Origin of the sequence: Pseudooceanicola nitratireducens, from assembly GCF_900109195.1 — a bacterium.
In the GTDB taxonomy this organism is placed as follows: Bacteria; Pseudomonadota; Alphaproteobacteria; order Rhodobacterales; family Rhodobacteraceae; genus Pseudooceanicola; species Pseudooceanicola nitratireducens.
The window spans coordinates 54610-78438 of sequence record NZ_FNZG01000006.1 but is presented as its reverse complement, the minus strand read 5'-3'; the positions used below and the strand labels follow the sequence as shown (position 1 = coordinate 78438).

Genomic DNA, 23829 nt, shown 5'->3' with positions numbered 1-23829 from the left:
AGCCTGGCAAGTGGCTTGCGCCAGGGGGCGTTCCCTGTGATCCTTTGCCGGACCTTGGGGAGGGGCCGGCATGACGCAGCACGTGATTTCATCTTTGACCGAGGTCTTCGAGGCCCTGGCCGGCGGCACCCCGAGGGCCGATTTCGACCGGGCGCTGGACAGCCTGCGCAGCGCCGCCGAGGCAAGCGAGGGCAGCGAAACCTTCGACCGCATCGGCCTGGCGATGAGCCGCATTCGCAGTGAATTGCAGGACCGCGCCTCGGCCGAGCGGGGGTTGAACATGCTGGTCGAAACCACCCGCGACATGAGCAGCACGCTTGGCACCGACGATCTTATGCGGCTTATCGTGCGGCGCACCCGGTCGCTGGCCGGGGCCGATCTGGCTTGGCTGACCCTGCTGGAAAAGGGATCGAACGAATTCCGCAGCGCCCATCTGGAAGGCCACCTGTCGCCCGAGGCGCGGGTGCTGCGTTGCGATGTGGAATACGGGCTGGTCGGCGCGATCCTGCGGACGAATAGCTATTTCCACACCAACGATTACCTGAACGACGACCGGTTCCACCACCTGCCCGAGCTGGATCAGCAGTTCCGCAAAGAGGGGATCGTGTCGCTTACCGGCTTTCCCATGCTGGTTGGGGACGAGGTCACGGGGTTCCTGTTTGCCGCCTACCGCTATCGCCGCGATGTCACGGGGCGTGAGCTGTCGGTGCTGGGGTCGCTGGCGCTTCATGCCGGGATCGCGATCCGCAACGCGGCGGCTTTCAAGGCGCAGGCCGAAGCCCTGGCCGAGGCCGAAACCAGTCGCGCCGCGCTGGTGGATCATATCGGTCGGGTCGAGGCCTCGGCTGAGGCGCATGATGAAATGGCCTCTCTCCTGGCGACGGGGGCCGATCTTCCACACTACCTGCAACGCATGGCGGGGCAGGTGGACGGGGCGATCTTCCTGTACGATCACGATCTGAAGGAACGCGAGGGTTTTGTCTCGCCGCTCTATTCCGGTGCGATGGCTGGCGAACTGCGGCGCGATCCCAGGACGATTGCGCGGCTGTCGCCCGCGTCCCAGGCGCTGCACAGCGGACGGGCCCAGATGCTGCGGCAGACCGAGACGGAAGAATGCCGCGCCATCCAGTTGCACGGCGGCACCGGGCGGCCCGAGATGCTGGTGATCTGCACCCAGGGCCGTCTGGACCCAATCGAGGTTCGCAACCTGGAACGCGCCGCCGTCGCGCTGGCCATCGCCAAGCTTTGGGCCGAGAAAAGAGAGGCCGAACAGATGATCGCGACCTCGACCCTGATCCGCCACGTGACACAGGTCGCGGTGCCCGACGACAGCAGCCTGGCGGCGCTTCGGACCCGACTGGACATCGGATCGGGGCAGGCGGTGCAGCTGGCGCTGATCGGGTTCGAAGGTCTCGATCATGCTGAACAGGGTCTGATTTTGCGCGATCTTGCGGTGCGTCACGGGGTGCTGGTGGACGAGACGGGCAATGACTTCCTGGCCATCGCGGGGGTCGACGCGCTGCGGGCGTTCCGCGATGCGCTGACCCGCCGGCAAGAGGCCTGGCAGGTCGGCGGCGTTCTGTCGCCGCCGCTGGCCGATCTGACGGTTCTGGCGCAGGAAACCGCGCGCCTTCGGGATAGCCTGGCCGTGCTGCGGGTCATGCAGCCGCTGCACCGCTTTCACGACCATGCCGAGGTCAGCCTGTTCGCGCGCATCTTCGAAGGGCGCAATGCCGCGGATCTCAGCACCCATGTCACCGCGCTTCTGCACCCGATCGAGGCCCGCGGCCCAAGGCAGGCCCTTCAGCTGAAGCAGACCCTGCGCAGCTATTTCGAGCACCAGTTCAACGCCCGCCGCGCCGCGGATGAGCTTGGCATTCACATCAACACGCTGCGCCAGCGGCTTCAGACGCTGCGCGACCTGACCGGGGGCTGGGACGATCCGCTGAAGGCGCTGGAGTTTCAGGTAGCACTGCGCCTGGACAAAATCCTGAGCGAGGAGGCGCTGGCCTGAAGTCCCGGTGCCACGGGAAAGGGCAGGGCGCGGGGGCGACAGGCGCAAACGTCGGAAAATACCCGCATCACGCCGCTTCGGGTGGTTGTGGCCGCCGCGAAAAAGGTCAAAACAAACGGGATACCGGGCCGTGCCCGCAACCAGTTTCAAGGGGATCTGACGCATGGCGTTTGTTCTGACCGTTCAATGCACCTCACGTCGTGGGATCGTCGCGGCGATCTCGCGTTACCTGGCCGAACGTGGCTGCAACATCACCGACTCGGCGCAGTTCGACGACGCGCAGACCGGCAAGTTCTTCATGCGCGTCAGCTTCGAACCCGAAACGGGCGCCACCCGTGACGAGCTGAGCGAAGGCTTCACCGAAGTGGCCGAGGAATTCGGCATGGACTGGGGCATCAACGACACCGCGCAGCGCATCAAGGTGCTGCTGATGGTGTCGAACTTCGGGCATTGTCTGAACGACCTGCTGTACCGCTGGCGCATTGGCGCCCTGCCGGTGGATATCGTCGGCGTCGTGTCCAACCACCTGACCTATCAGAAGGTCGTGGTGAACCATGACCTGCCGTTCCACCACATCAACGTCACCAAGGAAAACAAACCCCAGGCCGAGGCGCGGCTTTTGGAGGTCGTCGAGTCCTCGGGCGCGGATCTGGTGGTACTGGCGCGCTACATGCAGATCCTGTCGGATACGCTGTGCCAGAAGATGTCCGGCCGGATCATCAACATCCACCATTCCTTCCTGCCCAGCTTCAAGGGCGCGAACCCCTACAAGCAGGCGTTCCAGCGCGGGGTGAAGCTGATCGGAGCGACGGCGCATTACGTGACCGCCGACCTGGACGAAGGGCCGATCATCGAACAGGACACCATCCGCGTCACCCATGCGCAAAGCCCCGGCGACTACGTCACCCTGGGCCGCGACGTCGAAGCCCAGGTTCTGGCCCGCGCGGTGCACGCCCATGCCCAGCATCGGGTCTTCCAGAACGGCGACAAGACGGTCGTGTTCCCGGCGTCCCCGGGCGATTACACCTCGGAACGGATGGGGTGATATGATTTCCGTTTGAAATCAGTGTCTTGACGGAAATTCAAAGCGCCGCCCCGGTCCCTGGGCGGCGCTTTTGGTTTTGGGACCGAAAGCCCTTGTATAGTCTCTGAGACAGAGCCTGATTCAGCGCAATCCACCCCGCGCAATCTGTTCGGCCAGGGCGCGGGTCGCGGCAGCGCGGGCGGCGGCAATCGCCCCGGCGCCGTCGCCGACGATCGGCTGCGACAGGCTGAACAGCCCCGACCGGCCGCCATAGCCGCTGTCGGGGGCGACATAATACTGTCCGGTGATATGGAAGCTGCCATCGGCGTCGGCCACCATATCCTCGATCCGGACGTCGACGATGGCCTCGGCGCGGTCAAGGAAGGGCCAGGGCTCGGCCGCGACCTGGGCGCCGGTGATCTGACCCAGGTAGCGCGACAGCTCAAGCGTCATGGCGCGGGCGGGCTCATCCGCCCAAAGCGTGGATTTGTTGGTGGTGATCGCCCCGCCCGCATCGCGCGAGGCGATTTCGTCCGAGGCCGCGTAGCTGGGCAGCGACACCTGCCGCACCTCAAGCGAAGAATAGCGCGACGACACGCGCGGCAGGGTCTGATCCACCACCGGCGCACCGGATCCGAACCGTTCCACGGTGCCCCCGCAGGCCGAAAGCGCGGCGATCAGGGGCAGGGCAAGCAGGGGGCGAAAGGTCATCATGTCAGCGTCCGAATAGCAGCGAATTGGGGTTACGTTCCAGCGCACGGGCCAGAGAGTTGACGGCATTGGCGGCGCGCTCGACCTCGCGCAGGGCGGTCGAGATATCGCGGCCGACGCCCCGGTCGGCGTCATAGCCCTGAATGGTCGTGCCGGCCTGGGCAATCGTAGCGCGGGCACGGTCCAGCAGCGCGGGCAGCTGGCTTGCGACCTCGCGCAGGGTGTCGGCGGCCTGTCGCGCCGAAGAGAATGTGGCATTCACGTTCTCGACCACACCGCCTTCGCGCATTTCCTTCAGCACGGCGGTCAGTTCGGTCAGCGCCTGTCCCAGATCCTTGGGCAATTCGCGCGCGCCGGGGGTGTCCAGCACCGCGTTGGCCGATTGCATCAGCGCCGACAGATCCGTCGACAGCTGATCCAGCGGCACGGTTTCGGCCTTGGCGGCCACGGCGTTCAGGCGGTCGATCAGGTCGGGCACCCCTTCGACCGAGGCGGTGACGGATCCGGCGGCATCGCGGGCGGCATCCAGCGCCGCGACCATGCTGTCGGTCAGCCCCTTGTTGCGCGCATCGGTCAGGATGGCGTCGACCTCGGCCAGGGTGGCGGTGGCGGCGGCGGGCAGGGCCTGGAGCGCGTCCGAGGACACCAGGCGGCGGGCATTCTGCGCCAGGCCGGTGATCTCACTCGTCAGCTCCTCGAGCGGGAGGTCATTGGCCTTGGCGGCCAGCGTATCCAGCCGCGCCAGCAGCTCGGGCAGGCCTTCGGTCGCCTGGGCAACCCCCTGGGCCGCATCGCGGGCGGCGTCCACTGCGGCCAGAACCCGGGTGGCGGTGTCCTGTTCGTTCAGGGCCGTCACCAGCTGGTCCAGTTGATCCGCAACAGAGCCTATGCGGGCGGGCAGGGCCTGAATTTCCTCGGACCCGATGATCCCGCGCACCTCGCCCACGGCACCGCGCAGATCGCCGGGCAGGGCGCGCAGATCGGGGCTTCCGGCGACGCGGCTGATGTTGTCCATCAGGCCGATGGCGCTTTGCAGAAGCTCCTCGATCGGCAGGTTGTTGATCCGTTCGAACACGCCTTCGGCGGTGGCCGAGACATCGGCGATATCGCTGTCGGTGGTGGGGACCGTCGGGTTCGGTTCACCCGTCGGGTCCAGGATGGCGTCGGGATCGGCGGGGTCATCCACGGTGATCATTTCGACCTTCAGCCCGTTCGACAGCAACGAGGCCGAGACCAGGCGAACGCGCAGCCCTTCGGTCACCCGGCGTGCCAGGAAATCCTGGGCCTCTTTCGGGCCGGCCTCGCCTTCCAGGCCCAGTCGTGCGGGATTGATGGCCAGGGTCGCGGCCAGGCGCACACGGTTGTCGCCGAAGCGCGCTGGATCGACCAGTCCGTTCACCGCTGTCACCCGGCCGATGCGCACACCGCCCAGATCCACCGGCGCGTCGACGGCCAGGCCCGAAACGTTGTCTTCGAAGATCGCGGTCAGATCCAGCGCGGGCCCTTCCTCTTCGCTGAAGACCGACCCGCGGGCGGCGCCTTCGTCGGCGTAGACCAGGTAATTGTCGCCCGATTGCGCGGGGCGCCCGCCCGACACCACGGTGCGGAAGGTCACGCCACCGGACACCAGCGACGCGACAGAGGAGAAATCCAGCCGCGCGCCGCCGGGCCCAAGCGAAAAGCGAAAGCCCGAGGCATCCCAGAACCGGGTCGCGGTGGTCACAAGGCGGGCATGCGGGGCATAGATCACGGCGTCCGCTTCGACCGTCTGGCCATCTTCGGTGATCTCGGCGCGGCCGATGCGGCCCACTTCGACGCCCTGGTAGATGATCGGCGCGTTTTCGGTCAGCCCGGCGTCCGGTGCCGCCTTGAGCCGCAGTTTCAACCCGCCGTCCATGCCGGCCATCAGGGGCGGTTCGTCGCTGCCCTCGTGCTGGGACTGGAAGCCGCCGGGTTGGTCATCCCAGGCAGCCTGGATGTAGACGCCCGACAGAACGGTTTCCAACCCAGACACGCCGCGCGCCGAAATCTCGGGGCGGACCACGAAGAAGGCCGCGCCGTCATCGACGAAATCGCGCACCGCCTTGTCCAGCCGGACCGAGACCTGAACGTGATCGAGGTTTTCCGTAAACCCGATTTTTTCCACCAGCCCCACGGCCACGTCGCGATAACGCAGTTCCGTCTGGCCGGCGACCACGCCCGAGGCGTTTTCAAAGGTGATCTGCACCAGCGGACCCCGGTCAAGATAGCTTTGCACCGCGACGCCAAGGGCGATGATCAGCGCGGCAAGCGGGATCAGCCAGACGATCGACAGCCGTTCAAGCAGGGACCGGCGGGCCGGCTGGATGGGGACATTGGGCGGGGTATCGGTCACGCGGGGGCTTTCTGGGCGGTCTCAGGGGGTGTTTCGGGGCCGGACTGGGCAGAGGCGTCCGGCAGAACGGGCGGGGCAGGGGGCCGGGCGGGGGGCAGATCCGGGTTTCCGTCTTCCTGATCCCAGATCATCCGACTGTCAAAGCTTTGTGCAGAGAGCATGGTGAAAATCACCGAAAGGGCGAAGAACAGGCTCGCCTTGCCCGGCTGGATCGAGGCCAGCGACCCAAGCTGCACAAGCGACGACAGGATGGCCACCACGAAGACGTCGATCATCGACCAGCGGCCGATGTATTCGACGACCTCGTACAGCTGATGCCGGCGCAGGGGGGACATGCGGCTGCCGTTCTTGACGCCAAGCGCCAGCGCCGCCACCGCCATGAACTTGCCGATAGGGATCACGACCGAGGCAAAGATGATGATCAGCGCGATGCCCCAGCTGCCGTGATGCGCCAGCTCGACCGCGCCGCCGATGATCGTGCCTTCGTCCTTGGACACCAGCGTGCGGGTGGCCAGCATCGGGTAGAGGTTCGCGGGAATATAGCAGATCAGCCCGACAACCCACCACGCCCAGACCTTCTGAAGTGACAGCGTATCGCGTGACACCATGTGGTGCCCGCAGCGGCCGCAGGATTCCGTGCCCATGGGCCAGAGCCTTGTGCAGCGGGTGCAGGCGACCAGTCCCATGGCGCGGGCGGATCTTATTTTTCCAGCGATTTCCAAACCGAATACCTGCACATGTAGCTGTCCTGAAGCATCATCAGGATCACGAGGGCCGAGAACATCCAGAAGGCCGGACCAAAGGCCACCAGCGCCAGGTCCGCCACCTTGACCAGCGCCACGGCGCAGCCGATGGCAAAGATCTCGGCCATGGACCAGGGCCGCAGGGCCTCGGACAGGCGAAAGGCGCGGATGGCCCCGGGAAAGGGCGGGCGGTCCAGCACCAGCGGCGTCAGCACGTAGATCGCCAGAAGCGCCCGCATCACCGGGAAGAAGACGATCAGCGCCGCCACGGCCAGCGACAGCACCACCAGAAGCGGAGACGAGGAAAACGCCAGCGCCGCGTCCAGGATCGAACTGTCGTGCACCACCCCCGCCGCGCGGATCGACAGGAAGGGAAAGATGGTCGCCGCGATGACCAGCACCACCACCGCCAGCGCGATGGCGATGATCTGCTTGCCCGCCCGTTTGCGTGGTGCGATCAGCACCGTGTGACACCGCGCACAGACCGCGCGTTCCCCCGTGCCAGGATCCGTCGCCCGATAGACCGCGTCGCATTTCGGACAGGCGATCAGCGCCGCAAGGTCCTGCGGCGGTTGGTCTGTCGTCATTTGCTCGGGTCCAAGGGCGGTTTGGGGCATGGTCCTGTCCGATCGGGTCCGCCTAACAAGATAGCCCCTTTCGCCGGGACGCAAGGGGCAGGGGGGTACCACTGCAACAATGGGGTGAAAATCGACCCGAAACTGGCCCGATGCAGGGTTGCCCCTAAGACGGCCTTAGTGGCTGACGCCCTTGCTGACCAGAACGCGCTGCGCGGTCATCCCGATGATGTAAAGGTCGAACCAGAAGGATTGCCGCTGCATGTAGACCGCATCCAGCGCGACCTTGTCGGGGATCGAGATCTCGTCCCGCCCGTTGACCTGTGCCCATCCGGTCAGGCCCGGGCGCAGGCGATGCACCCCGCATTCCGTGCGCAGCGCAACAAGGTCATCCTGATTGAACAGGGCCGGGCGCGGGCCGACGATGCTCATCTCTCCGGTCAGGATCGACCAGAGCTGCGGGATCTCATCGAGAGAGGTCTTGCGGATGAACCGCCCGACCGGGGTGATATGGCTGGCGTTCTGTTGCAGCAGATGCGTCGCGACCGCCGGAGTGTCGATGTACATGCTGCGGAACTTGGGCATGCGGAAGATCTGATTGTCGCGCCCGACCCGGTCGGACCAGTAGATTGCCGGCCCGGGCGAAGTCGCGCGGACAGCGATCCAGACAAGGATCGCAGGGATCAGGAAGATCACGGCAACGATCAGCGACAGGACGATATCGGTCAGACGTTTCAGCATGGCGGTCATTCCATCGTGGCGCAAAGCGTGTCGATGATGCGGTCCACGTCCGCGTCGGTCATGTTCGAGCCCGAGGGCAGGCAGATCCCAGTCTCGAAGAACCGGTCCGAGGTGCTTTCGTTCGAATGGGTGTAATAGCGGCACCCCTCGAAGACCGGCTGGCGGTGCAGCGGTTTCCAGACCGGGCGGGCCTCGATCATCTCGTCGGAAAGGGCCTGCATCACCGCCAGGGGCGATTTGGACATGCGCGCGGGATCCAGCAGGCAGACGGACAGCCAGCGGTTGGAATAGCTCCAATCCGGTTCGGCCATCCAGCTGAGCCCGTCGATATGGCCCAGCCTCGCGCGGTAGGTGTCGAACAGCGCGCGGCGTGCGGCGACACGTTTGCCCAGCACCTGAAGCTGACCGCGGCCGATCCCGGCCAGGATGTTGCTCATCCGGTAGTTATAGCCGATTTCCTTGTGCTCGTAGTGCAGCGCCGGCTCCCGGGCCTGGGTCGACAGGAAGCGGGCGCGCTGGATCATGTCGGCATCCTCGGACACCAGCATGCCGCCGCCCGAGGTGGTGATGATCTTGTTTCCATTGAAGGAAAACACGCCAAGGTGACCGATGGTGCCGCTGTTGCGGCCCTTGTAGGTGGCGCCCAGGCTTTCGGCAGCATCCTCGATCACGGGCACGCCATAGGCATCGGCCAGGGCCATCAGCGGATCCATGTCGGCGCTTTGCCCGTAAAGGTTCACGATCAGGATGGCCTTGGGCAGTTTTCCGGCCCGGCGCGCGTCTTCCAGCGCGCGTTCCAGCGCGGCGGGCGACATGTTCCAGCTGTCGGGCTCGGAATCGATAAAGACCGGCTCGGCCCCCTGGTAGAGGATCGGGTTGGCGCTGGCGATGAAGGTCAGCGACGAACAGAAGACCACGTCGCCCGTGCCGACGTTCAACAGCCGCATAGCAAGGTGAAGCGCGGCCGAGCCCGAGGACAGAGCCGCCGCCGCCCGGATCCCCAGCATGGCGCAGATTTCCTGCTCAAAGGCGTCCACGTTCGGGCCGATCGGCGCGATCCAGTTGGTTTCAAACGCCTGTTCGACAAATTCGCGTTCCGCGTCGCCCATATGCGGGGCCGACAGGAAAATCCGCTGTGACAGAGACTTGCGGTCCTGCAGGTCGACAAGGCGGCCTGTGGCATCGACCACAGGAAGATGGTCGATCCGGTGCTGATCCAGCAGTTCCAGCATCCCCGCGCGCGAGGTCGTGTCGGGTGCGGTCACAGGCGTTTTCTGCGGCAGGGTGGCCAAGTCATCCTCAAGCGCGGCGCCGTTCAGCAGCATCCGCCGGATGTCACCGTCGGTGATCGTGCGCAGCACCCCGCCGTCCGTCCCGGTCATCACCAGGATGCCGCGCGCGGAGCGGTCCAAAAGCTGCAAGGCATCGCGAAGCGTATCCGACGCGAGGATGGTAATCTCTTTCATGATCAGCTTCGGCCCTGCACAGGTTGGGTTCCGATCCAGGTCTGGTTTGCGGAAACGGATTTGGTGACAATTGCTCCGGCACCGATAACGGCATTGTCGCCGATTTCCAATCCGGGAAGGATGGTGGCATTGGCCCCGATCAGAACTGTGTTGCCGACCCGCACACCGCCGCCCAGCACCGCGCCGGGGGCAATGTGCACGCCGTCGCCAATCCGGCAATCGTGATCGACCACCGCCGCGTGGTTCACGATCGCCGCGCGCCCGATTGCGGCGTCCGGTCCGACGATGGCCAGCGCGGCACAAAGGCTGCCCGGCCCGATGCTGGCCGAGGGGTCGACATGGGACCGGGGGTGAAGCACCGAAAGCGGCTCTGCGCCGCTGGTCAGAGCCTGATCCAGAAGCGCCAGACGGGTGGCGTTATGGCCGATGGCCACATGCACGCGGCAGCCCGTCATGGACCCCTCGGGCAGATCGGGGACCCGCACCTTCAGCCCGGCGACGATCAGGCCGGCGCGCTCGGGGTTGCCATCGCGCAGCTCGATCCGGTCATCGCTGCCGCCGGCGCGCAGCGCGGCCAGAACCACCTTGGCATGTCCGCCGGAACCGATGATGACGCAGGTCAATAGCTTAGCACCTTGTCCAGAAGCGAAGGGGGCAGCGGCAGGTCGCGCAGAAGGGCCGTGATCCGCCCCGCCGCCCGTCCGTCGCCATAGACATTCGCCGGCGTATGGCGGCCCGACAGCCGCACCTGGCACAGGGCCTTGTGGATCGCGTCGCCCTCGGCCGGGACGTCGATGACATTGGCGTTGCGTTCGCGCAGGTTCTGGCGCGAACCGATGTTGATGACCGGGGTGCCGAAGCTTGCCGCCTCGATGATCCCGGACGAGGAATTGCCGACCAGCGCATCCATCCCCGCCATGAAGTCCAGGAACTGCGGGCGCGGCAGATGCACGAAGCGCGGAGCCGAGGGGCGGGCCGAGGCCTCGATCGCCGTGCGGATGTCATCGCTGCCCGCATCCGCATTGGGCATCAGCACGACATAATTCCAGCCGTCCCGGTGCAGCGCATCGAAGATTGCGGCGATCTGGTCGCGGGCGCCTTGCGCCTCTTGCAGGACGGGGTGGAACAGCACCAGCGCGGTCGGGGTCCCGGGGTCAAGCCCAAGCTCGGCCAGCAACTGATCCCGGGGGTGGCGCGGCGCATCGGTCAGCCCGTCAAGGCCGGGAGCCCCGGTGACATGCACCCGTTCGGCATCTTCGCCCAGACGGATCAGCCGCGCGCGTGAGGCCTCGGTCGCGGTGAAATGCAGGTGCGACAGTTTCGAAATCGCGTGCCGCACGGATTCGTCCACCGTGCCGGACCGTTCGCCGCCATGGACATGGGCCACGGGAATGTTCAGGTGGATCGCGGCGATGGCAGCCGCCAGCATCTCGCCCCGGTCGCCCAGCAAAAGCACCGCGTCCGGACGGGCCTCGGCCAGAAGATCCGTCATCTGTGCCGTCATCTGGCCGATGGCGCGGGCCATGGTCTGACCGTTTGCGGGGTGCAGATCGACGAACACCTTGCCCAGGATCGTCAGCCCGGCGGCCTCGATTTCCCGCCAGGTGTCGCCAAAACCTGCGTCCAGGTGCATCCCCGTCACGAGGACCGACAGCCGAAGGGCGGGATCGTCGTGCAGGGCGCGCAGCGTCGCCTGCATCAGTCCGAAATCGGCGCGCGTTCCGCTGATGTAGACGATGTGGCGCATTCAGTCCTCTCCCCCGGCGACGTGGCCCCCGGCGATGTCGTCCCAGGTCAGCGCGTCGCCATCTGCGACGTCCCGGGCCAGGGTCCGACCCAACAAGCTGTCGAAATGCCGGGGCGCGATGCCCGTGGCGGGGCGTAGCAGCACCAGATGATCGGCACTCAGAACGGTGCCGGCGGGCAGCGCCCGGGCCAGGGCGATCGACCGGCGGGCAACGGTCCGCATCTGGATCTCGGACTCGGTCGGGGCCTTTTCGGCGCGCCCCAGGGCCGCCTCGACCGAGCGGATCTGCGCGATCATCGCCGCGAGTTCCCCAGGTTCGAGCGAGGCGCGGTGATCCGGCCCCTCCATCCCGCGGTCGAGGGTGAAATGCTTTTCGATCACCACAGCGCCAAGCGCCACGGCGGCCGGGCTGACGGCGATGCCAAGTGTGTGGTCGGAATAGCCGACCGGCATCCCCGTCGCCGCCCCGATCGTGTTCATCGCCCGCAGGTTCACATCGTGATCCGCCGCCGGGTAGTTGGACGTGCAATGCAGGATCGTCAGGACCTTGTCGAAATCCTCGGCCCCGGCCCAATTGGCGCGCAGGACGGCGACGGCCTCCTGCACCTCGTCAAGGGTGGCCATGCCGGTCGACAGGATCATCGGCACGCCCAGCCCGGCCAGATGCCGCAGGAAGACGTGGTTGGTGATCTCGCCCGAGGGGATCTTCAGCCGCCCCATCCCGTGCTGAACCAGGAAGTCCGCCGATTCAGGGTCGAAGGGCGTCGACATGAACTCGATCCCCAGTGCGCGACAGCGGTCCATCAGGCCCAGGTGAAGCTCGGGGCTGATTTCCAGCTTTTTCAGCATGTCGAACTGGTTGCCTTCGCCGGTCGTGGTCGTCTGATAGTCGGCCTTGGGGGCCGAGGGCCGGGCGACCTTGGCGGCGGAAAAGGTCTGAAACTTGATCGCATCCGCCCCGGCCTTCGCGGCCTCTTCGACCAGCTGATAGGCCAGCGCGTCCTCTCCGTTGTGGTTCACACCCGCTTCGGCAATGACAAAGGTGCTCATGGATCAATCCTGTTCTGTGTCGGGGCCATCCGTCCAGCCCAGACGGCGACGGAGGTGAGAGCTGTCGATTTCCAGGTCGCCGAACAGCTGATCGGCGGCCTTGCCCTTGCCTGCCAGCCGCAGCATGCCTCGCAGCAGCCAGACGGGCACGGGGACAAGTTTCAGCCGCTGACCGGTCAGATCGGCCAGCGTGGTCAGGATCCCGCGCAGATGCAGCGGCGGGGTGTCGGCGACCAAAAAAACCTGACCGATGGCCTGGGGATTGTGCAGGCAATCGCGGATCGCACGGGCCACCGTGGGCGCGGTTACCAGCGACCGGCGATTGCCCGTGGCCAGCCCGAAGGGCAGGGGCACGCCCTTGCCGATCAAGCGCGACAGGCTGGCCAGATTGCCGACCGGATCGGGGCCCAGCACCAGCGGAAGACGCAGGATCACCACCTCGAGCCCGGTGTCCCGGGCGATCTCCATCAACCCCTCCTCGGCAGCCAGCTTCGACACCGCATAGGGCGCATGGGGCGCAGGCGGATCATCGGGGCGGAAGGGGGTGCCGTGGGTCTGGTTGCCGTTCACCCCGATGCTCGAGATGAAGATGAAACGCTGGACACCGGCGGCGGCGGCCTGGCGGGCAAGATCCAGCGTGGCGTCGCAATTGACGGCCATGTAGCGGGGCAGCGGGTCGCCATCCGGTTCGCGCAGCACATGCGCAAGGGCTGCGCAATGCACTATGGCGTCGATGCCCTGCAGATCAGTGGTCAGATCGCGCAGGTCGGCAAGGTCGCCGTAGGCGAAGCCGGGTTTGCCGACAACGGATTGCCCGCCCCGCGACCCTGCGATCACATCAAGGCTGTTGTCCTGCGCAAGCAGGGTGACGATCTGGCGGCCAAGAAACCCGGTTGCTCCGGTGACAAGGACTGTGGTTGTCGGATCGGTCATGCGGGCACGGCCCCAGCCGGAACGTCCTGTCGCCCGGGTTTCGGCATCATCAGGAAGGTCACGACCAGCCAGAAATGTGTGACCAGCCCGTTGGCAAAGCCGATCGGCGTGTTCACCAGGCTGAAGATGATCCCCATGACAACAAAGGGTCCGAAGATGTACCAGCGCGCATCCCGGCCCCGGCGGATCTGTTTGTAGACCAGACCGGCAAGCCAGCCCCAGGCGAAGACGACAACCAACGCCCCGAACAGGAAGTCGACGTAAAGCGACCCGAAGGCCGATGGAAGGAAGCCGTAGGTGTCGAGGGCCAGAAGGTAGTTGAAGCTGTCCGCAACGCCTTCGGGGTCAAGGCGGCGCACCACGGCGGACAGAAGGTCAAGGCCGTAAACGCCCCATAGCGCATCGCCCTGGTAGGACACGAACAGCGAATTCGCCATCACGACCCCCTGCACAAGATACCAGACGAAAACGAAGATGATGTAGGTGGTTACGGCACCGAAGGCCGCAATCATGAAATCGGCCCCTGGCCCGCTGAAGGTCACCCCCCATTGGTGCGCCACGATCTGCAGCATCATTTCCGCCCCGCCGACGACATCGGCGCGGATGATGAAGACGTTTACGAAGTAGTTAAAGGCCAGGACGACGAAGATCACACCCAGGATGCGCGCCAGGGACCAGCGCCAGGACTTGCGTGAGGCGCGCGTTTCTTCCGTCTTGGGGTATAGGTATTTGCGCGCCAGAATGGCCAGGCCCGCGTAGGCGATCGAGTTGAAGATCTGCGCCCGTCCGCCAAGGGCCAGCCCCGCAAGAAGCACTGGAAGAAATCCGAAGATCGCCAGGTTCAGCAGCTTGGGCTTGCGGTCGAAAATGATCGCTCGCACCGTATAGACATAGCTGGCCGTGTAGGTCAGGAAGCCCAGCTTGAACAGGGACGAGCTGCCTGAAAGGCCGCCGTGCAACAGGGCCTGCGCCTGATTGGACCGCTGTTCGTAGGCGGCCACCAGATCCAGGCTGCTGCCGCGAATGATTTCAAAGGTGAAGACAAGGATCGTGACCGAGGCCAGCGCCTTGAGCAGCAGATCCGCATTTCCCATGGGCAGGGAGTCGAAGGGCGTCACGGGCCTGAACCGCACCCAGACGATCTGAATGTAGGCCCCGGCACAGAAGGTGCCCAGAAAGGCAAGAAGAACAAGAAATCCGATTGGATCAAAGCGCCGCGTGACCATTTCGAAGGGCAGCACGAAAAAGGCCAGATGCGCCCCGCCCCAGACCATCAACATCAAGACTGCCGGATGAAATCGCATGCGAATATCTTTGCTTCAATGACGGGCGCGAAGGCGTGACCGCCTTGGAATGACGGGGGCCGCAACGCGGCGCAGGTTACTTGCGGTTCCCGCCAAGGTCTAGGTGCCCCGGCCGTTGTGTCGGGCCGAGGCACCATCTTCAGCCATCAGCGCGCGGACCTCACGGCCCAGAACGTGGCCCAGTTCGGTCGCGCCGGGGGAGGGGTTGGTCTTGTCGAACTTTTCGAAGGAAAAGAAGTCACTGACGAAGCTGCCGCGCAGCAGGTTGGCGATGATGCGGCGCTGACGATCTTCCAGCCCGGTCGAGAAGTCGCGCGACGAGGCCTCTTCCGGCAGGTCCTTGATCCTGTCGCGGTCCGACAGGAAGATGAAATCGCGCGTATCCGTTGTATAGTAATTCTCGACCACGATGGACTTGGCCCCCAGAAGCGCCGCCTGCAACCCAAGCGTGCCGGTACAGGTGAAGCTGACCCCGCACAGGGTCAGAAGCTCGGTTCCGTTTTCCTCGTAGGGGACAAATTTCACGTTTTTGATCGCGCGCAGACGGTCGATCAGCCCGCACTGGCGGAAACCGAACTGCAGCGGATGGTCCTTGACCAGAACCAGATATCCGGCATCGGAAAAGGCCGTTGCCATCTCGACGATGACGTCTTCGTATTCGATCAGCTTCAGGTCGTGGATCCAGTAGTCGATCGAGGCCTCGGGAAACAGCGCAAGGCCGATGAACAGCCGACGGTCCTTGGGGAAGGCGTCAAGGCTGTCGCGCCAGTCGCGGTCGACCAGGTTGACGATCCGCATGTCCGACAGCCGCGGCTTGTGACCCAGAAAGCTTTGCGCATCCAGGTAATGCAGGTTCAACCGGTCCCGATGCAGAAGCGAGATCAGCCAGAAGACGAACCCCCGCAGGCGGAAATAGGCAAATACTTTGAGCCAGCGCTTGGCGGTGAAATTCGCCACGCCTTGGACGTAGCTGGGTTTGAACAGCGGGGTCGCCATTTCCTCGACGCCGGCCTCGACCAGGGCGGGGTCCGGGTCGGGGCCGTGCTGGCACAGCGCGCCCTTGCGCATCAGCATGGACTGGCCGTTCAACGCGGACACGGTGAGTTCATAGAAGGGTACACCGCGCGCCCGGCCCAGATGTTCCAGCACGTCCGAGACATAGCGGTCGATCGGGAAGCTCACGATAACATCCGGTTGCACCACGTCCAGAACCTTCGCCATGGCCTCGGCCATGCCTAAGATCATCGCGGCGGCGCGCCGGTCCCCCATGAAGCGCAGGACGCGGCAGCGGGCGGCGATGTCGGCGACTGTCGCGGCGTCCAGAAGGTCCGAGTGCCGCGCATCGGCGGCGTAGAACCGTCGCTGGTGGTGCTGGAAGTCGGCGATGACGTTATGATCGCCCTCTCCCGGCAGGCAGGAGACGACCGCCGATTTGGCAAAGCCCATGTTTTCACCAAGGTGGCGGAACCAGTCTTCGGTCCGGTGGATGGAATAGAGCAGAACCGTGCCTGTGCCGTCCTGCGTCAGGTCTTTGGGAAGGTCATGTTGCAAGGGCAGGGCTTTCTCTGTCTTGGCGGATCAGGGTGCGGCGGGTGAGGGCCAGGTAAAGGGCGGCCCCGGTGATACCAGAGGCGATCGTGCCGGGGATGCCCAGGGCCCAGGTCAGCCCCACGAGCACGGGGAAATTCAGCGCGAAACTGATCAGTTGAAGCCGGAAAATCACGGCCTCCTGGTGCAGGGCGTTCAGGATCAGCCCGTTGAAATCGGCGCGCATGCGGACGCAGGACATCACCAGAAGCCCGGCGAAATAGGCCGGCACCAGGCTGAAGCGGTCGGCCAGCGCGTCGCCGGTCACCAGGTGCAGGGCAAGGCCCGCCAGGGCAAGGGCGCCGACGAAGACCAGAACGCGCAGGTATTCGCGCTGTGCAATCGCCTGCAGGTCGGACAGGGGCGCGCGTTTGGCCAGGGCGAATACCGCAGGCAGGACGCGGTTCAGGAAGGCGATGTTGAAGACCTGGTAGATCATCGACACCATCAGGATATGCCGGAAATAGACGCCGACCTGATCCAGGGGCATCACGGCCCCGATCACCAGCCGGTCGATCTGAAGCGCCAGAATGGCCACAAGGCCCAGCAGGAAATGGTGCCAGGACGCACGGTATTGCGCGCTCAGGCTCTCCCTCAGGCCGGGGCCGGGGTCTGGATGGGGGTGGCGCAGCCGGATCCAGATCAGCGCCGCCACTCCGACGGTCCCGACCGAGGCGGCGGCCCAGGTCACAAGCACGGCCCCCAGCCCGAGGCGCGCGGGATCCGCCAGCATCAGCCAGGCGAGAACTGCAAGGATCGCGGTGTTCTTCATCACCGCCAGGCCCATCAGCGGCCGGTAGCGCGGGTTCACCATGGCCATCAGATAGGCCTGGTTCATCAGCTGTTCCGCCACGGCCACCACGATGGCCAGACAGATAAGCCAGGGCGACAACCCCATCAGGATCAGCAGCAGCGCGGCATAGATCGGAGAGACGACAAGATAATTGGTCGCAAACAACCGCAGCGCCTGACCGACGGCACGATCGAAGGTCCAGGGCTCGGCCCCGACGACGCGGCGCTGGATGTCGGTGTGGCGTTCGTATCCAAATGCAAACGAAGCCAGACCCTGCAGCGTTACGATCAGCCCGAATTGCCCCGCCTGGTCCAGCGGCAGCAGATAGCTGGTCCCGACCACGAAAATCGCGCGGGTGCCGACCTCGGCGAATTTGAGCAGGACAACCAGCATCTTCCCAGGATCAGCCCGTCACCACGCCGTCCATCCGCCATCGACGGCCAGGACCTGCCCGGTGACATAGCTGGCCGCGTCCGAGGCCAGGAAGACCGCCGGTCCGACCAGCTCATCCGCCTCGGCCATGCGGCCCATGGGGGTGCGGCTGGCATAATTGCGTTGAAACGGGCCGTTCTGACCGCTGGAGACTCCGCCGGGCACCAGGCAATTGGCGCGGATGCCCTTGTCGCCGTAATGGGTCGCCAGCCATTTGGTAAAGCCGACCACCGCCGCCTTCGACGCGGAATAAACCGCCGGCGTGTTGATCGGCCCGCCAAGGTAATCCGACCCCTCGTAGATCCGGCTGTCCGGCCCGACCAGCCCGTAGATTGACGCCAGGTTGATGATCGACCCGCTCCCCTGGGCCAGCATCTGCCGCCCCACGGCCTGGGTCACCAGGAACATGCCGTCGACGTTGACTGACATCACGTCGCGCCAGATCTCGGGATCATAGTCCTCGAACGGGGTGAAGAAGGCGCGCACATCGCGGGATTTCGAGGCCGCGTTGTTCATCAGAACGTCGATCCGCCCGGTTTCAGCGATGACCTGGGCGATGGCGTCGCGCACCGATGCGGGGTCGGTGATGTCGCAGGCCAGCCCGATGGCGTCGGGACCGATTTCACCGGCGACCTCGGCGACGCGGGCGGGGTCGAGATCCAGCACCACGACCCGGGCGCCCTGTGCGGCAAACCCCTTGCAGAAGTTCTGGCCCAGGATGCCGGCCCCGCCGGTGACGATGACGGTCTTGCCTGTCAGATCAGCCATTGCGATGTCCTTCGCTTGGGTTCGGGTTCAGTTCGTAGGCCGGAACACGGGTTTGACGGCAGGGCCGTTCAGATGGGCCGCGGGTCCGTCTTCAAGCGCCTTGGCGTAGATTTCAAACGCCTTGTCCGCCGCGCGCAGCGTCAGGTCCAACTCCTCGGCCCCATGCGCCTGCGCCAGCGAAATCCAGGGTATCAGCACGCCCTGGCGGATCATCTCTTGCGAAAACAGCGTCCGCATCTCGGCCGAGGGGGTGCCATCGGCCCCGCGTGTCACATAGTTCAGTGCCACCGCCGGTCCTTCCAGCACAAAGTGATCGGCCAGCCCGTGATCCGCAGCCAAGGCGCTCAGCCCGTCGCGCAAAGATGCGCCATAGGCCCAGAGATGGGCGGGCACGTCCTCTTCCTCGCAGATGCGACTGGCGGTGAGGAAGGCGGCAAGGGCGGTCATCTCTCCTCCGTGGGTGGAGGACAGAAGGAAGGTGCGCTCCATTCCCGGCACGTCGATGGAACCGACCTGCATGTACTCGCGCTTGCCGGCGACAGCGGCCAGGGCAAAACCGTTGGCCATCGCCTTGCCAAAGGTCATCAGATCCGGTTCGACCCCGAAGAAATGCTGCGCGCCCTTCAGATGCCAGCGGAAGCCGGTGATCATCTCGTCGAAGATCAGCAGCGCGTCGTTCCTGCGGGTCAGATCGCGGACCAGATGCAGAAAATCCGGCGCGCCGCAGTGGCAGCCGGGTTTTTCGGGCCACTCGGCCTGACAGGTCCCCGTGGGGCAGGGCGTGATATGCGTCGCGGGTTCCAGCATCACCCCGGCGATCTCACCGGGGTGGGCATCGAACAGGGCCTGAAGGCTGGCGATGTCGTTGTAGTCGAAGACAAGCGTGGTCGCGGAATGATCGGCCAGGACCCCGCGTTTCACCGGGGTCGTGCCGATGAACCAGTCGTCGAAGGAAAAGAACGGATGCTGGCGCGGCACACAGATATAGCGACGGCCGGTATAGGCGCGTGCGATTTTGGCGGCGGCGGTGGTGACGTTCGACCCGTTCTTGGCGAATTTCACCATTTCCGCGCCGGGGATCAGGTCGCACAGGCGTTCGGCGGCCTCAAGCTCGACCATCGAGGCGCGGGTCAGGCCGACGCCCCGGTTCATCGCATCAAGGGCGGCCGCATTCACCCGGTCATCGGCATAGCCGATCGTGACCGACCGCAGCGCCATGCCATAATCCAGGTATCTGCGCCCCTCGGTGTCCCAGACATAGGCCCCCTTGCCCCGGTCTAGAAGCGCGGGCGCGTTTTCGGGGAACTGATCGTCGCCGCGGCTGTAGGTATGCGCGCCCCCCGGGATCACGTTGTGCAGACGCTGACGAAGGTTCTGGTTGTCGGTCTTGTTTTTCAACATGAGGAAGCCTTGGAAGGGTTAACGCCACAACGGATAGGGAGAAGGGTTCGCGCGGTTGCGATAGCTGCCGGGGCGACCCATGATGGTGGTATTATCGGCAATGTCGCGGTCGATGACCAGGGTGTCGGCGGCGATCTGGCAATGCGTGCCGACAGAGGACTTACCCAGCACCGAAGCCCCGGGCCGCAGCGTGACATGCGATCCGAACCGGGGATAGACATCGTGGTTCGATCCGACGCCAACGCGCTGGTAGGACACGAAGAAATCCGAATATTCGCCACGGCCCAGAACGGTGCCAAGCGGATGCACCAGCAGAAAGACTGAAGGCAGCGCGACCTCGTAGAAAATGTCGCAGCCGTGCAGCGCCTTGTTCAGCAGAAAGAGCTTGGAACACAGGTCCGCCCCGGCGCCCTGCCGGAACAGCGTGTTCGACAGAAGATACAGCCACATCGCCCATTGGTCGCCGTGCAGATGGCTGAAGACGGCAGATGACCCGTCGAAGAAGTACTTGTTGTCGACATGACCAAAGCAATGCTCCAGCCGGGCCAAGGCCTCGGGCAGGGCGGGGCGCAGGTCGTCGGGCGTCACCGGTCTCGGGTCGGGCACAAGGTTGTTCAGCTGTCGCGCGACATGTTCGGCCAGCTGCGCCTCGGTCAGGGACATGGTGATCCGGGGGGTCATTCCGCGGGCTCCTGCGGGGCGGCCTGCGCCCTTGCCCGTGCCTTGCGCCACCGGCGACGCACCAGTCCGTGGATTCCGACGAATGGCACAAAGATCTGGCCAAGGAAGCTTTCCGGCACCCGTTCGCCGACCAGTCCCCAGGTCAGCGGGGTGCCGTCATGGGCCACGTAGGTTCCGAAGATCCGGTCCCAAATCGCCAGCGCCCCGCCAAAGTTCTTGTCGATATGCGCCGGGGCGGTGGAATGGTGCACCTCGTGAAACTGCGGTGAGACAATCAGCCAGCCAAGCGGACCAAGCGACCAGCCGACGCCGGAATGCACCATCAGTTGGTGGAAATAGATCACCGTGACGATACCGATCGGATAGGCATAGCTGACATCCATCACCGTCGCCGGAACCGTCAGCACGGCCAGCGTCACCAGCCGGTCGAAAATGGGCATCCGAAAGACCGTCAGCGCAGTCATGTGTTCCTGGCTGTGGTGGGTCTTGTGAAACTGCCAGAGCACGATGTTCATGTGCTGCGCCCGGTGATACCAGTAGACGCAGAAATCCGTGAAGGTGAACAGGATCAGCAGCTGCGCCCAGGCCGGAAGATTGGCCAGGGCGGCGATCCGAAGGCCCGGCAGATGGGTCTGCATCAGAGTCGTCAGGAACAGGCCCGCGGGCATGATGATGGTGAAATGCGCGATGTGCAGAAGATCGACCAGCGCATAGGTCGCATCGACTCGGAAGTTGCGCGACAGGTAGCGTTTCACCATGTCGCGGCGTTCGGTCAGATCAACCAGAAGCCCCAGGCCAAGGGCCAGGCCGATCTGCAGCCAAAGCCAGCTTTCCGCGCCGAGGTTGCGGACCAGACTGTCGAGCAGCGTCTGCAGGGCAAGCAGCGGCTCGCCCAGGACGATGTCGAAGGTCAGGTCGCTTGCCTTCATGAGCGGCTGCCCTGTTGCGACCGCACCCCGACGCCATTCGTGGCCAGGTAGCTGCGCACCTTGATCGGGCTGTGGTCGCTGAAGATGAACATGCTGGAAATCGTGATGGCCGAGGCCCCGGCGTTCAGCGCATCCATGCAGTGTTTCAGCGATCCCGCCCCGCTAGACGCGATCAGGGGTTTTTCCAACCGGTCCGAGAGGTCGGCGATCAGGTCAAGGTCATAGCCCGACATGGTGCCGTCCCGGTCGACGGATGTGATCATGATCTCTCCGGCGTGGGCGTCTTCCATGCGCAGCGCCCATTCGGCCGCATCCATGCCGGTTTCCTCCTTGCCGCATCCGGCAAAGACCTTCCGGCCCTCGGGGGTTTCGCGGTAGTCGACATTGACCACGATGCACTGATCGCCAAACCGCGACGCCGCGCGGGTCACAAAGCCCGGATCGCGGATCGCAGCGGTGGTCAAACAGACCTTGTCCGCGCCCTGTGCCAGCAGTTTTTCGATCTGGCCCAGTTCGGTCACGCCGCCGCCGACGGTAAAGGGCATGAAGACCTCTTCCGAGACGCGTTCGATGATCCGTCCGTCAACAATCGAATTGTTGGGCGTGGCGTCGATGTCGAGAAAGATCATCTCGTCCACGCCATAGCTGTCATAGACCCGCGCGGTCGATACGGGGTTGCCCGCCTCGCGCCAATTCTCGTCAAAGCGCACGCCCTTGATCAGGCGACCGCCGTGCACGAGGAATTTCGGGATGATCCGTTTCTTAAGCATCGAAGTCGTGATCCAGCCAGTTCTGCAGGATCTGCAATCCGTTGTCCTGGCTTTTTTCGGGGTGGAACTGGGTGGCCGTCAGGTTGCCGCGGCTGATGGCCGCCGCGACCGGGCCTCCGTGATTGGTCGTGGCCACCAGATCGGCCGGGTCGTTGCAGATCATGTGATAGCTGTGCACGAAATAGACGTCGTTCTTCTTGGCCGGCAGACCCTGAAACAGCCACTCCGCGCCCGAGATTTGAAGCTCGTTCCAGCCGACCTGCGGCACCTTGAGATCGGCGTTCGGGCGGATGCGGGTGATCGTGCTGTCGATCCAGCCCAGTCCGGTGTGTTCACCATGTTCCGTGCTGGTCTTGGCGAACAGCTGCATGCCCAGGCAGATGCCGAAGACGGGTTTGCGGTTCTCCAGAACCTGCTGGTTCAGGGGGCGCTCCAGCCCCAGATCGCGGATCGCCTTGATCGCATCACCAAAGGCCCCGACGCCGGGCAGCATGATCCTGTCCGCCGCGTCAAAGTCGTCAGGATCGCGGGTGATTTCGGCCTCGGCCCCGCAGAAATCCAGCGCGTTCATCAGAGACCGGACGTTGCCAAAGCCGTAATCGACGATTGCGATCATTCGCCGGCGTCCGTGGTTGCCTTGCCGGGGGCAAAGTTGCGGCCGTCGGGGCCAAGTGGCACGTCGCTCAGATCCGTGCGGTCCCATTTGTCGAAGTCATAGGGCACGGGGCCGTCCTCGACCTTGTCCTTGTCGAATTCCCACGGGTGGACCGCGTGGGCGCGGAGATAGTCGTAATACTCGTCCTCGGTCATGTTGAGGATTTCCAGGAACCAATCCATCGAGGCGGGGCGCTTGCCGTCGTATTGTTCTTCAAGGCGCAGGGCCTCTTCGCGGGTCTTGCGGCCGTTGCGGATGTCGATGGACATCAGGTGGTTGGTCCGACCGTAGCCACGCTTTACGAACTTGGAATAGTCGCGCATCCCCTGGAAGGTGCATTCAACCTTCTCATAATGGAATTCCGGCGGCACGCCTTCGACCTCGTGGCCGAACCAGTCCAGCTCTTTGCCGATCAGTTCGACGTTCGCCTTGGTGTCCCACTTGATGTAGTTGCCCAGGCAGATCGAGCGGACCTTCAGCTTCATCAGATCTTTGCGCTTGGGATAGTTGAACATCCACAGGTCGCGCATTTCGACCCGACCCTGCAGGAATTCGTACATGTCGTCGGCGGTGATGCCCTGGTTCATCAGACGGTTGAAGCGTTTCTCGTCCACTTCCTCCATCTCTTCGAAGGTGTACCAGCTGTGGTATTCTGCGGTGCTTTCGCCCCAGAACAGCAGCGGCACCTGAAAGCGCACGGCCATGTGCATGACGCCGGCGTAGATCCCGGTGTGGCAATGCCAGCAGAAATCGCCCCGGCGCTTGAAGCTTTCCAGCATCAGTTCGCGCACGACGTGGAAGTTCGGCTGAAATTCGACCACGTCGACGCCCAGCTTCTTGAAGACCATGGTGTTGTTGTCTTCGACCTTGGGGCGATAGCCCCAGTGGTTGAAGCGCACCACCAGCGGCTTCAGCTTCAGGATCCGGCGAATGTACCAAAGCTGGAAGACACTGTCCTTGCCGCCCGAGAAGGGCACGATGCAGTCATACAGACCCTTGTTGGCGTATTCGTCGATCAGCCCGTCCAGCTGCTTGCGGCGGTCGTCCCAGTCGATCTTCTCTTCCTTGAACTCAACCTGGCGGCAGACGGAACAGACGCCCTCTTCGTCGAAGGTCAGGGTGTCCACGGTC

Annotated in this window: 22 protein-coding genes; 2 read left to right on the top strand and 20 right to left on the bottom strand. The window is 64.6% G+C overall.

Features of this window, described 5'->3' with window-relative positions; translation table 11 throughout:
- The first annotated feature begins 70 nt into the window (after positions 1-70).
- Both BMX99_RS17535 and purU read left to right on the top strand, forming a co-directional pair.
- A complete protein-coding gene (locus tag BMX99_RS17535) occupies positions 71-2014 on the top strand; it encodes a helix-turn-helix domain-containing protein (protein ID WP_093454901.1) in 1944 nt (647 codons plus the stop codon).
- A gap of 163 nt (positions 2015-2177) precedes the next feature.
- Positions 2178-3059: a formyltetrahydrofolate deformylase gene (gene purU, locus BMX99_RS17530; RefSeq protein WP_093454900.1), complete on the top strand. Its 882-nt coding sequence runs from the start codon at positions 2178-2180 to the stop codon at positions 3057-3059.
- A gap of 120 nt (positions 3060-3179) precedes the next feature.
- Here the strand turns inward: purU and BMX99_RS17525 are convergent, their stop codons facing one another.
- The 20 genes from BMX99_RS17525 to BMX99_RS17430 form a co-directional block, all read right to left on the bottom strand.
- Positions 3180-3752 carry a PqiC family protein gene (locus tag BMX99_RS17525; protein ID WP_244525670.1) on the bottom strand — a complete coding sequence of 191 codons (573 nt, stop codon included), beginning with the start codon at positions 3750-3752 and terminating at the stop codon, positions 3180-3182.
- A 1-nt stretch (position 3753) separates the two neighbouring features.
- Positions 3754-6123 carry an MlaD family protein gene (locus BMX99_RS17520; protein ID WP_093454899.1) on the bottom strand — a complete coding sequence of 790 codons (2370 nt, stop codon included), beginning with the start codon at positions 6121-6123 and terminating at the stop codon, positions 3754-3756.
- The gene (locus BMX99_RS17515) at positions 6120-6809 is read right to left on the bottom strand and encodes a paraquat-inducible protein A (RefSeq protein WP_093454898.1); all 690 of its coding nucleotides are present in this window, start codon (positions 6807-6809) and stop codon (positions 6120-6122) included. Before BMX99_RS17515 ends, BMX99_RS17520 begins: the two co-directional genes overlap by 4 nt.
- Positions 6810-6823: 14 nt before the next feature.
- A complete protein-coding gene (locus BMX99_RS17510) occupies positions 6824-7453 on the bottom strand; it encodes a paraquat-inducible protein A (RefSeq protein WP_093454897.1) in 630 nt (209 codons plus the stop codon).
- A 165-nt stretch (positions 7454-7618) separates the two neighbouring features.
- Positions 7619-8191 carry a sugar transferase gene (locus tag BMX99_RS17505; RefSeq protein ID WP_254772006.1) on the bottom strand — a complete coding sequence of 191 codons (573 nt, stop codon included), beginning with the start codon at positions 8189-8191 and terminating at the stop codon, positions 7619-7621.
- A complete protein-coding gene (locus BMX99_RS17500) occupies positions 8188-9648 on the bottom strand; it encodes an aminotransferase class I/II-fold pyridoxal phosphate-dependent enzyme (protein ID WP_093454895.1) in 1461 nt (486 codons plus the stop codon). The genes BMX99_RS17505 and BMX99_RS17500 overlap by 4 nt, the downstream gene beginning before the upstream one ends.
- A gap of 2 nt (positions 9649-9650) precedes the next feature.
- Positions 9651-10271: a NeuD/PglB/VioB family sugar acetyltransferase gene (locus BMX99_RS17495; protein WP_093454894.1), complete on the bottom strand. Its 621-nt coding sequence runs from the start codon at positions 10269-10271 to the stop codon at positions 9651-9653.
- Positions 10268-11395, bottom strand: a complete 1128-nt coding sequence (gene neuC / locus BMX99_RS17490; protein WP_093454893.1) for a UDP-N-acetylglucosamine 2-epimerase — start codon at positions 11393-11395, stop codon at positions 10268-10270. The genes BMX99_RS17495 and neuC overlap by 4 nt, the downstream gene beginning before the upstream one ends.
- Complete coding sequence (gene neuB / locus BMX99_RS17485; RefSeq protein WP_093454892.1) at positions 11396-12445, bottom strand: N-acetylneuraminate synthase; 1050 nt, start codon at positions 12443-12445, stop codon at positions 11396-11398. It abuts the gene before it with no gap.
- 3 nt (positions 12446-12448) lie between these two features.
- Positions 12449-13378 (bottom strand): NAD-dependent epimerase/dehydratase family protein, encoded by a 930-nt coding sequence (locus BMX99_RS17480; protein WP_093454891.1) that lies wholly within the window; start codon positions 13376-13378, stop codon positions 12449-12451.
- The gene (locus BMX99_RS17475; protein WP_093454890.1) at positions 13375-14682 is read right to left on the bottom strand and encodes a hypothetical protein; all 1308 of its coding nucleotides are present in this window, start codon (positions 14680-14682) and stop codon (positions 13375-13377) included. Before BMX99_RS17475 ends, BMX99_RS17480 begins: the two co-directional genes overlap by 4 nt.
- A gap of 99 nt (positions 14683-14781) precedes the next feature.
- On the bottom strand, positions 14782-16233 hold the full coding sequence (locus BMX99_RS17470; protein WP_093454889.1) for a hypothetical protein: 1452 nt from the start codon (positions 16231-16233) through the stop codon (positions 14782-14784).
- Positions 16223-17455 carry an MATE family efflux transporter gene (locus tag BMX99_RS17465; RefSeq protein WP_093454888.1) on the bottom strand — a complete coding sequence of 411 codons (1233 nt, stop codon included), beginning with the start codon at positions 17453-17455 and terminating at the stop codon, positions 16223-16225. Before BMX99_RS17465 ends, BMX99_RS17470 begins: the two co-directional genes overlap by 11 nt.
- 18 nt (positions 17456-17473) lie before the next feature.
- Positions 17474-18262, bottom strand: coding sequence for an SDR family oxidoreductase (locus tag BMX99_RS17460; protein WP_093454887.1), 789 nt, complete (start codon positions 18260-18262; stop codon positions 17474-17476).
- Positions 18263-18289: 27 nt separating this feature from the next.
- On the bottom strand, positions 18290-19663 hold the full coding sequence (locus BMX99_RS17455) for a glutamate-1-semialdehyde 2,1-aminomutase (RefSeq protein ID WP_093454886.1): 1374 nt from the start codon (positions 19661-19663) through the stop codon (positions 18290-18292).
- Between the two features lie 18 nt (positions 19664-19681).
- A complete protein-coding gene (locus BMX99_RS17450; protein WP_093454885.1) occupies positions 19682-20344 on the bottom strand; it encodes an LbetaH domain-containing protein in 663 nt (220 codons plus the stop codon).
- Entirely contained in the window at positions 20341-21273 is a 933-nt protein-coding gene (locus BMX99_RS17445; protein ID WP_093454884.1) for a sterol desaturase family protein, read from the bottom strand. The genes BMX99_RS17450 and BMX99_RS17445 overlap by 4 nt, the downstream gene beginning before the upstream one ends.
- Positions 21270-22043, bottom strand: a complete 774-nt coding sequence (hisF, locus tag BMX99_RS17440) for an imidazole glycerol phosphate synthase subunit HisF (protein WP_093454883.1) — start codon at positions 22041-22043, stop codon at positions 21270-21272. Before hisF ends, BMX99_RS17445 begins: the two co-directional genes overlap by 4 nt.
- Complete coding sequence (hisH, locus tag BMX99_RS17435; RefSeq protein ID WP_093454882.1) at positions 22036-22659, bottom strand: imidazole glycerol phosphate synthase subunit HisH; 624 nt, start codon at positions 22657-22659, stop codon at positions 22036-22038. Before hisH ends, hisF begins: the two co-directional genes overlap by 8 nt.
- Positions 22656-23825 (bottom strand): N-acetyl sugar amidotransferase, encoded by a 1170-nt coding sequence (locus BMX99_RS17430; protein ID WP_212632904.1) that lies wholly within the window; start codon positions 23823-23825, stop codon positions 22656-22658. The genes hisH and BMX99_RS17430 overlap by 4 nt, the downstream gene beginning before the upstream one ends.
- Between the last annotated feature and the right edge of the window lie 4 nt (positions 23826-23829).

What these genes read in the sequence shown, in the direction of transcription:
- purU (WP_093454900.1), top strand. Translation starts at nt 2,178, where the DNA reads ATGGCGTTTGTTCTGACCGTTCAATGCACCTCACGTCGTGGGATCGTC.
- neuB (WP_093454892.1), bottom strand. Translation starts at nt 12,445, where the DNA reads ATGAGCACCTTTGTCATTGCCGAAGCGGGTGTGAACCACAACGGAGAG.
- BMX99_RS17455 (WP_093454886.1), bottom strand. Translation starts at nt 19,663, where the DNA reads ATGTTGAAAAACAAGACCGACAACCAGAACCTTCGTCAGCGTCTGCAC.
- BMX99_RS17465 (WP_093454888.1), bottom strand. Translation starts at nt 17,455, where the DNA reads ATGCTGGTTGTCCTGCTCAAATTCGCCGAGGTCGGCACCCGCGCGATT.
- hisH (WP_093454882.1), bottom strand. Translation starts at nt 22,659, where the DNA reads ATGATCGCAATCGTCGATTACGGCTTTGGCAACGTCCGGTCTCTGATG.
- BMX99_RS17505 (WP_254772006.1), bottom strand. Translation starts at nt 8,191, where the DNA reads ATGACCGCCATGCTGAAACGTCTGACCGATATCGTCCTGTCGCTGATC.
- BMX99_RS17515 (WP_093454898.1), bottom strand. Translation starts at nt 6,809, where the DNA reads ATGGGACTGGTCGCCTGCACCCGCTGCACAAGGCTCTGGCCCATGGGC.
- BMX99_RS17535 (WP_093454901.1), top strand. Translation starts at nt 71, where the DNA reads ATGACGCAGCACGTGATTTCATCTTTGACCGAGGTCTTCGAGGCCCTG.
- BMX99_RS17475 (WP_093454890.1), bottom strand. Translation starts at nt 14,682, where the DNA reads ATGCGATTTCATCCGGCAGTCTTGATGTTGATGGTCTGGGGCGGGGCG.
- neuC (WP_093454893.1), bottom strand. Translation starts at nt 11,395, where the DNA reads ATGCGCCACATCGTCTACATCAGCGGAACGCGCGCCGATTTCGGACTG.
- BMX99_RS17510 (WP_093454897.1), bottom strand. Translation starts at nt 7,453, where the DNA reads ATGACGACAGACCAACCGCCGCAGGACCTTGCGGCGCTGATCGCCTGT.
- BMX99_RS17450 (WP_093454885.1), bottom strand. Translation starts at nt 20,344, where the DNA reads ATGACCCCCCGGATCACCATGTCCCTGACCGAGGCGCAGCTGGCCGAA.
- BMX99_RS17525 (WP_244525670.1), bottom strand. Translation starts at nt 3,752, where the DNA reads ATGATGACCTTTCGCCCCCTGCTTGCCCTGCCCCTGATCGCCGCGCTT.
- BMX99_RS17445 (WP_093454884.1), bottom strand. Translation starts at nt 21,273, where the DNA reads ATGAAGGCAAGCGACCTGACCTTCGACATCGTCCTGGGCGAGCCGCTG.
- BMX99_RS17480 (WP_093454891.1), bottom strand. Translation starts at nt 13,378, where the DNA reads ATGACCGATCCGACAACCACAGTCCTTGTCACCGGAGCAACCGGGTTT.
- BMX99_RS17500 (WP_093454895.1), bottom strand. Translation starts at nt 9,648, where the DNA reads ATGAAAGAGATTACCATCCTCGCGTCGGATACGCTTCGCGATGCCTTG.
- hisF (WP_093454883.1), bottom strand. Translation starts at nt 22,043, where the DNA reads ATGCTTAAGAAACGGATCATCCCGAAATTCCTCGTGCACGGCGGTCGC.
- BMX99_RS17460 (WP_093454887.1), bottom strand. Translation starts at nt 18,262, where the DNA reads ATGGCTGATCTGACAGGCAAGACCGTCATCGTCACCGGCGGGGCCGGC.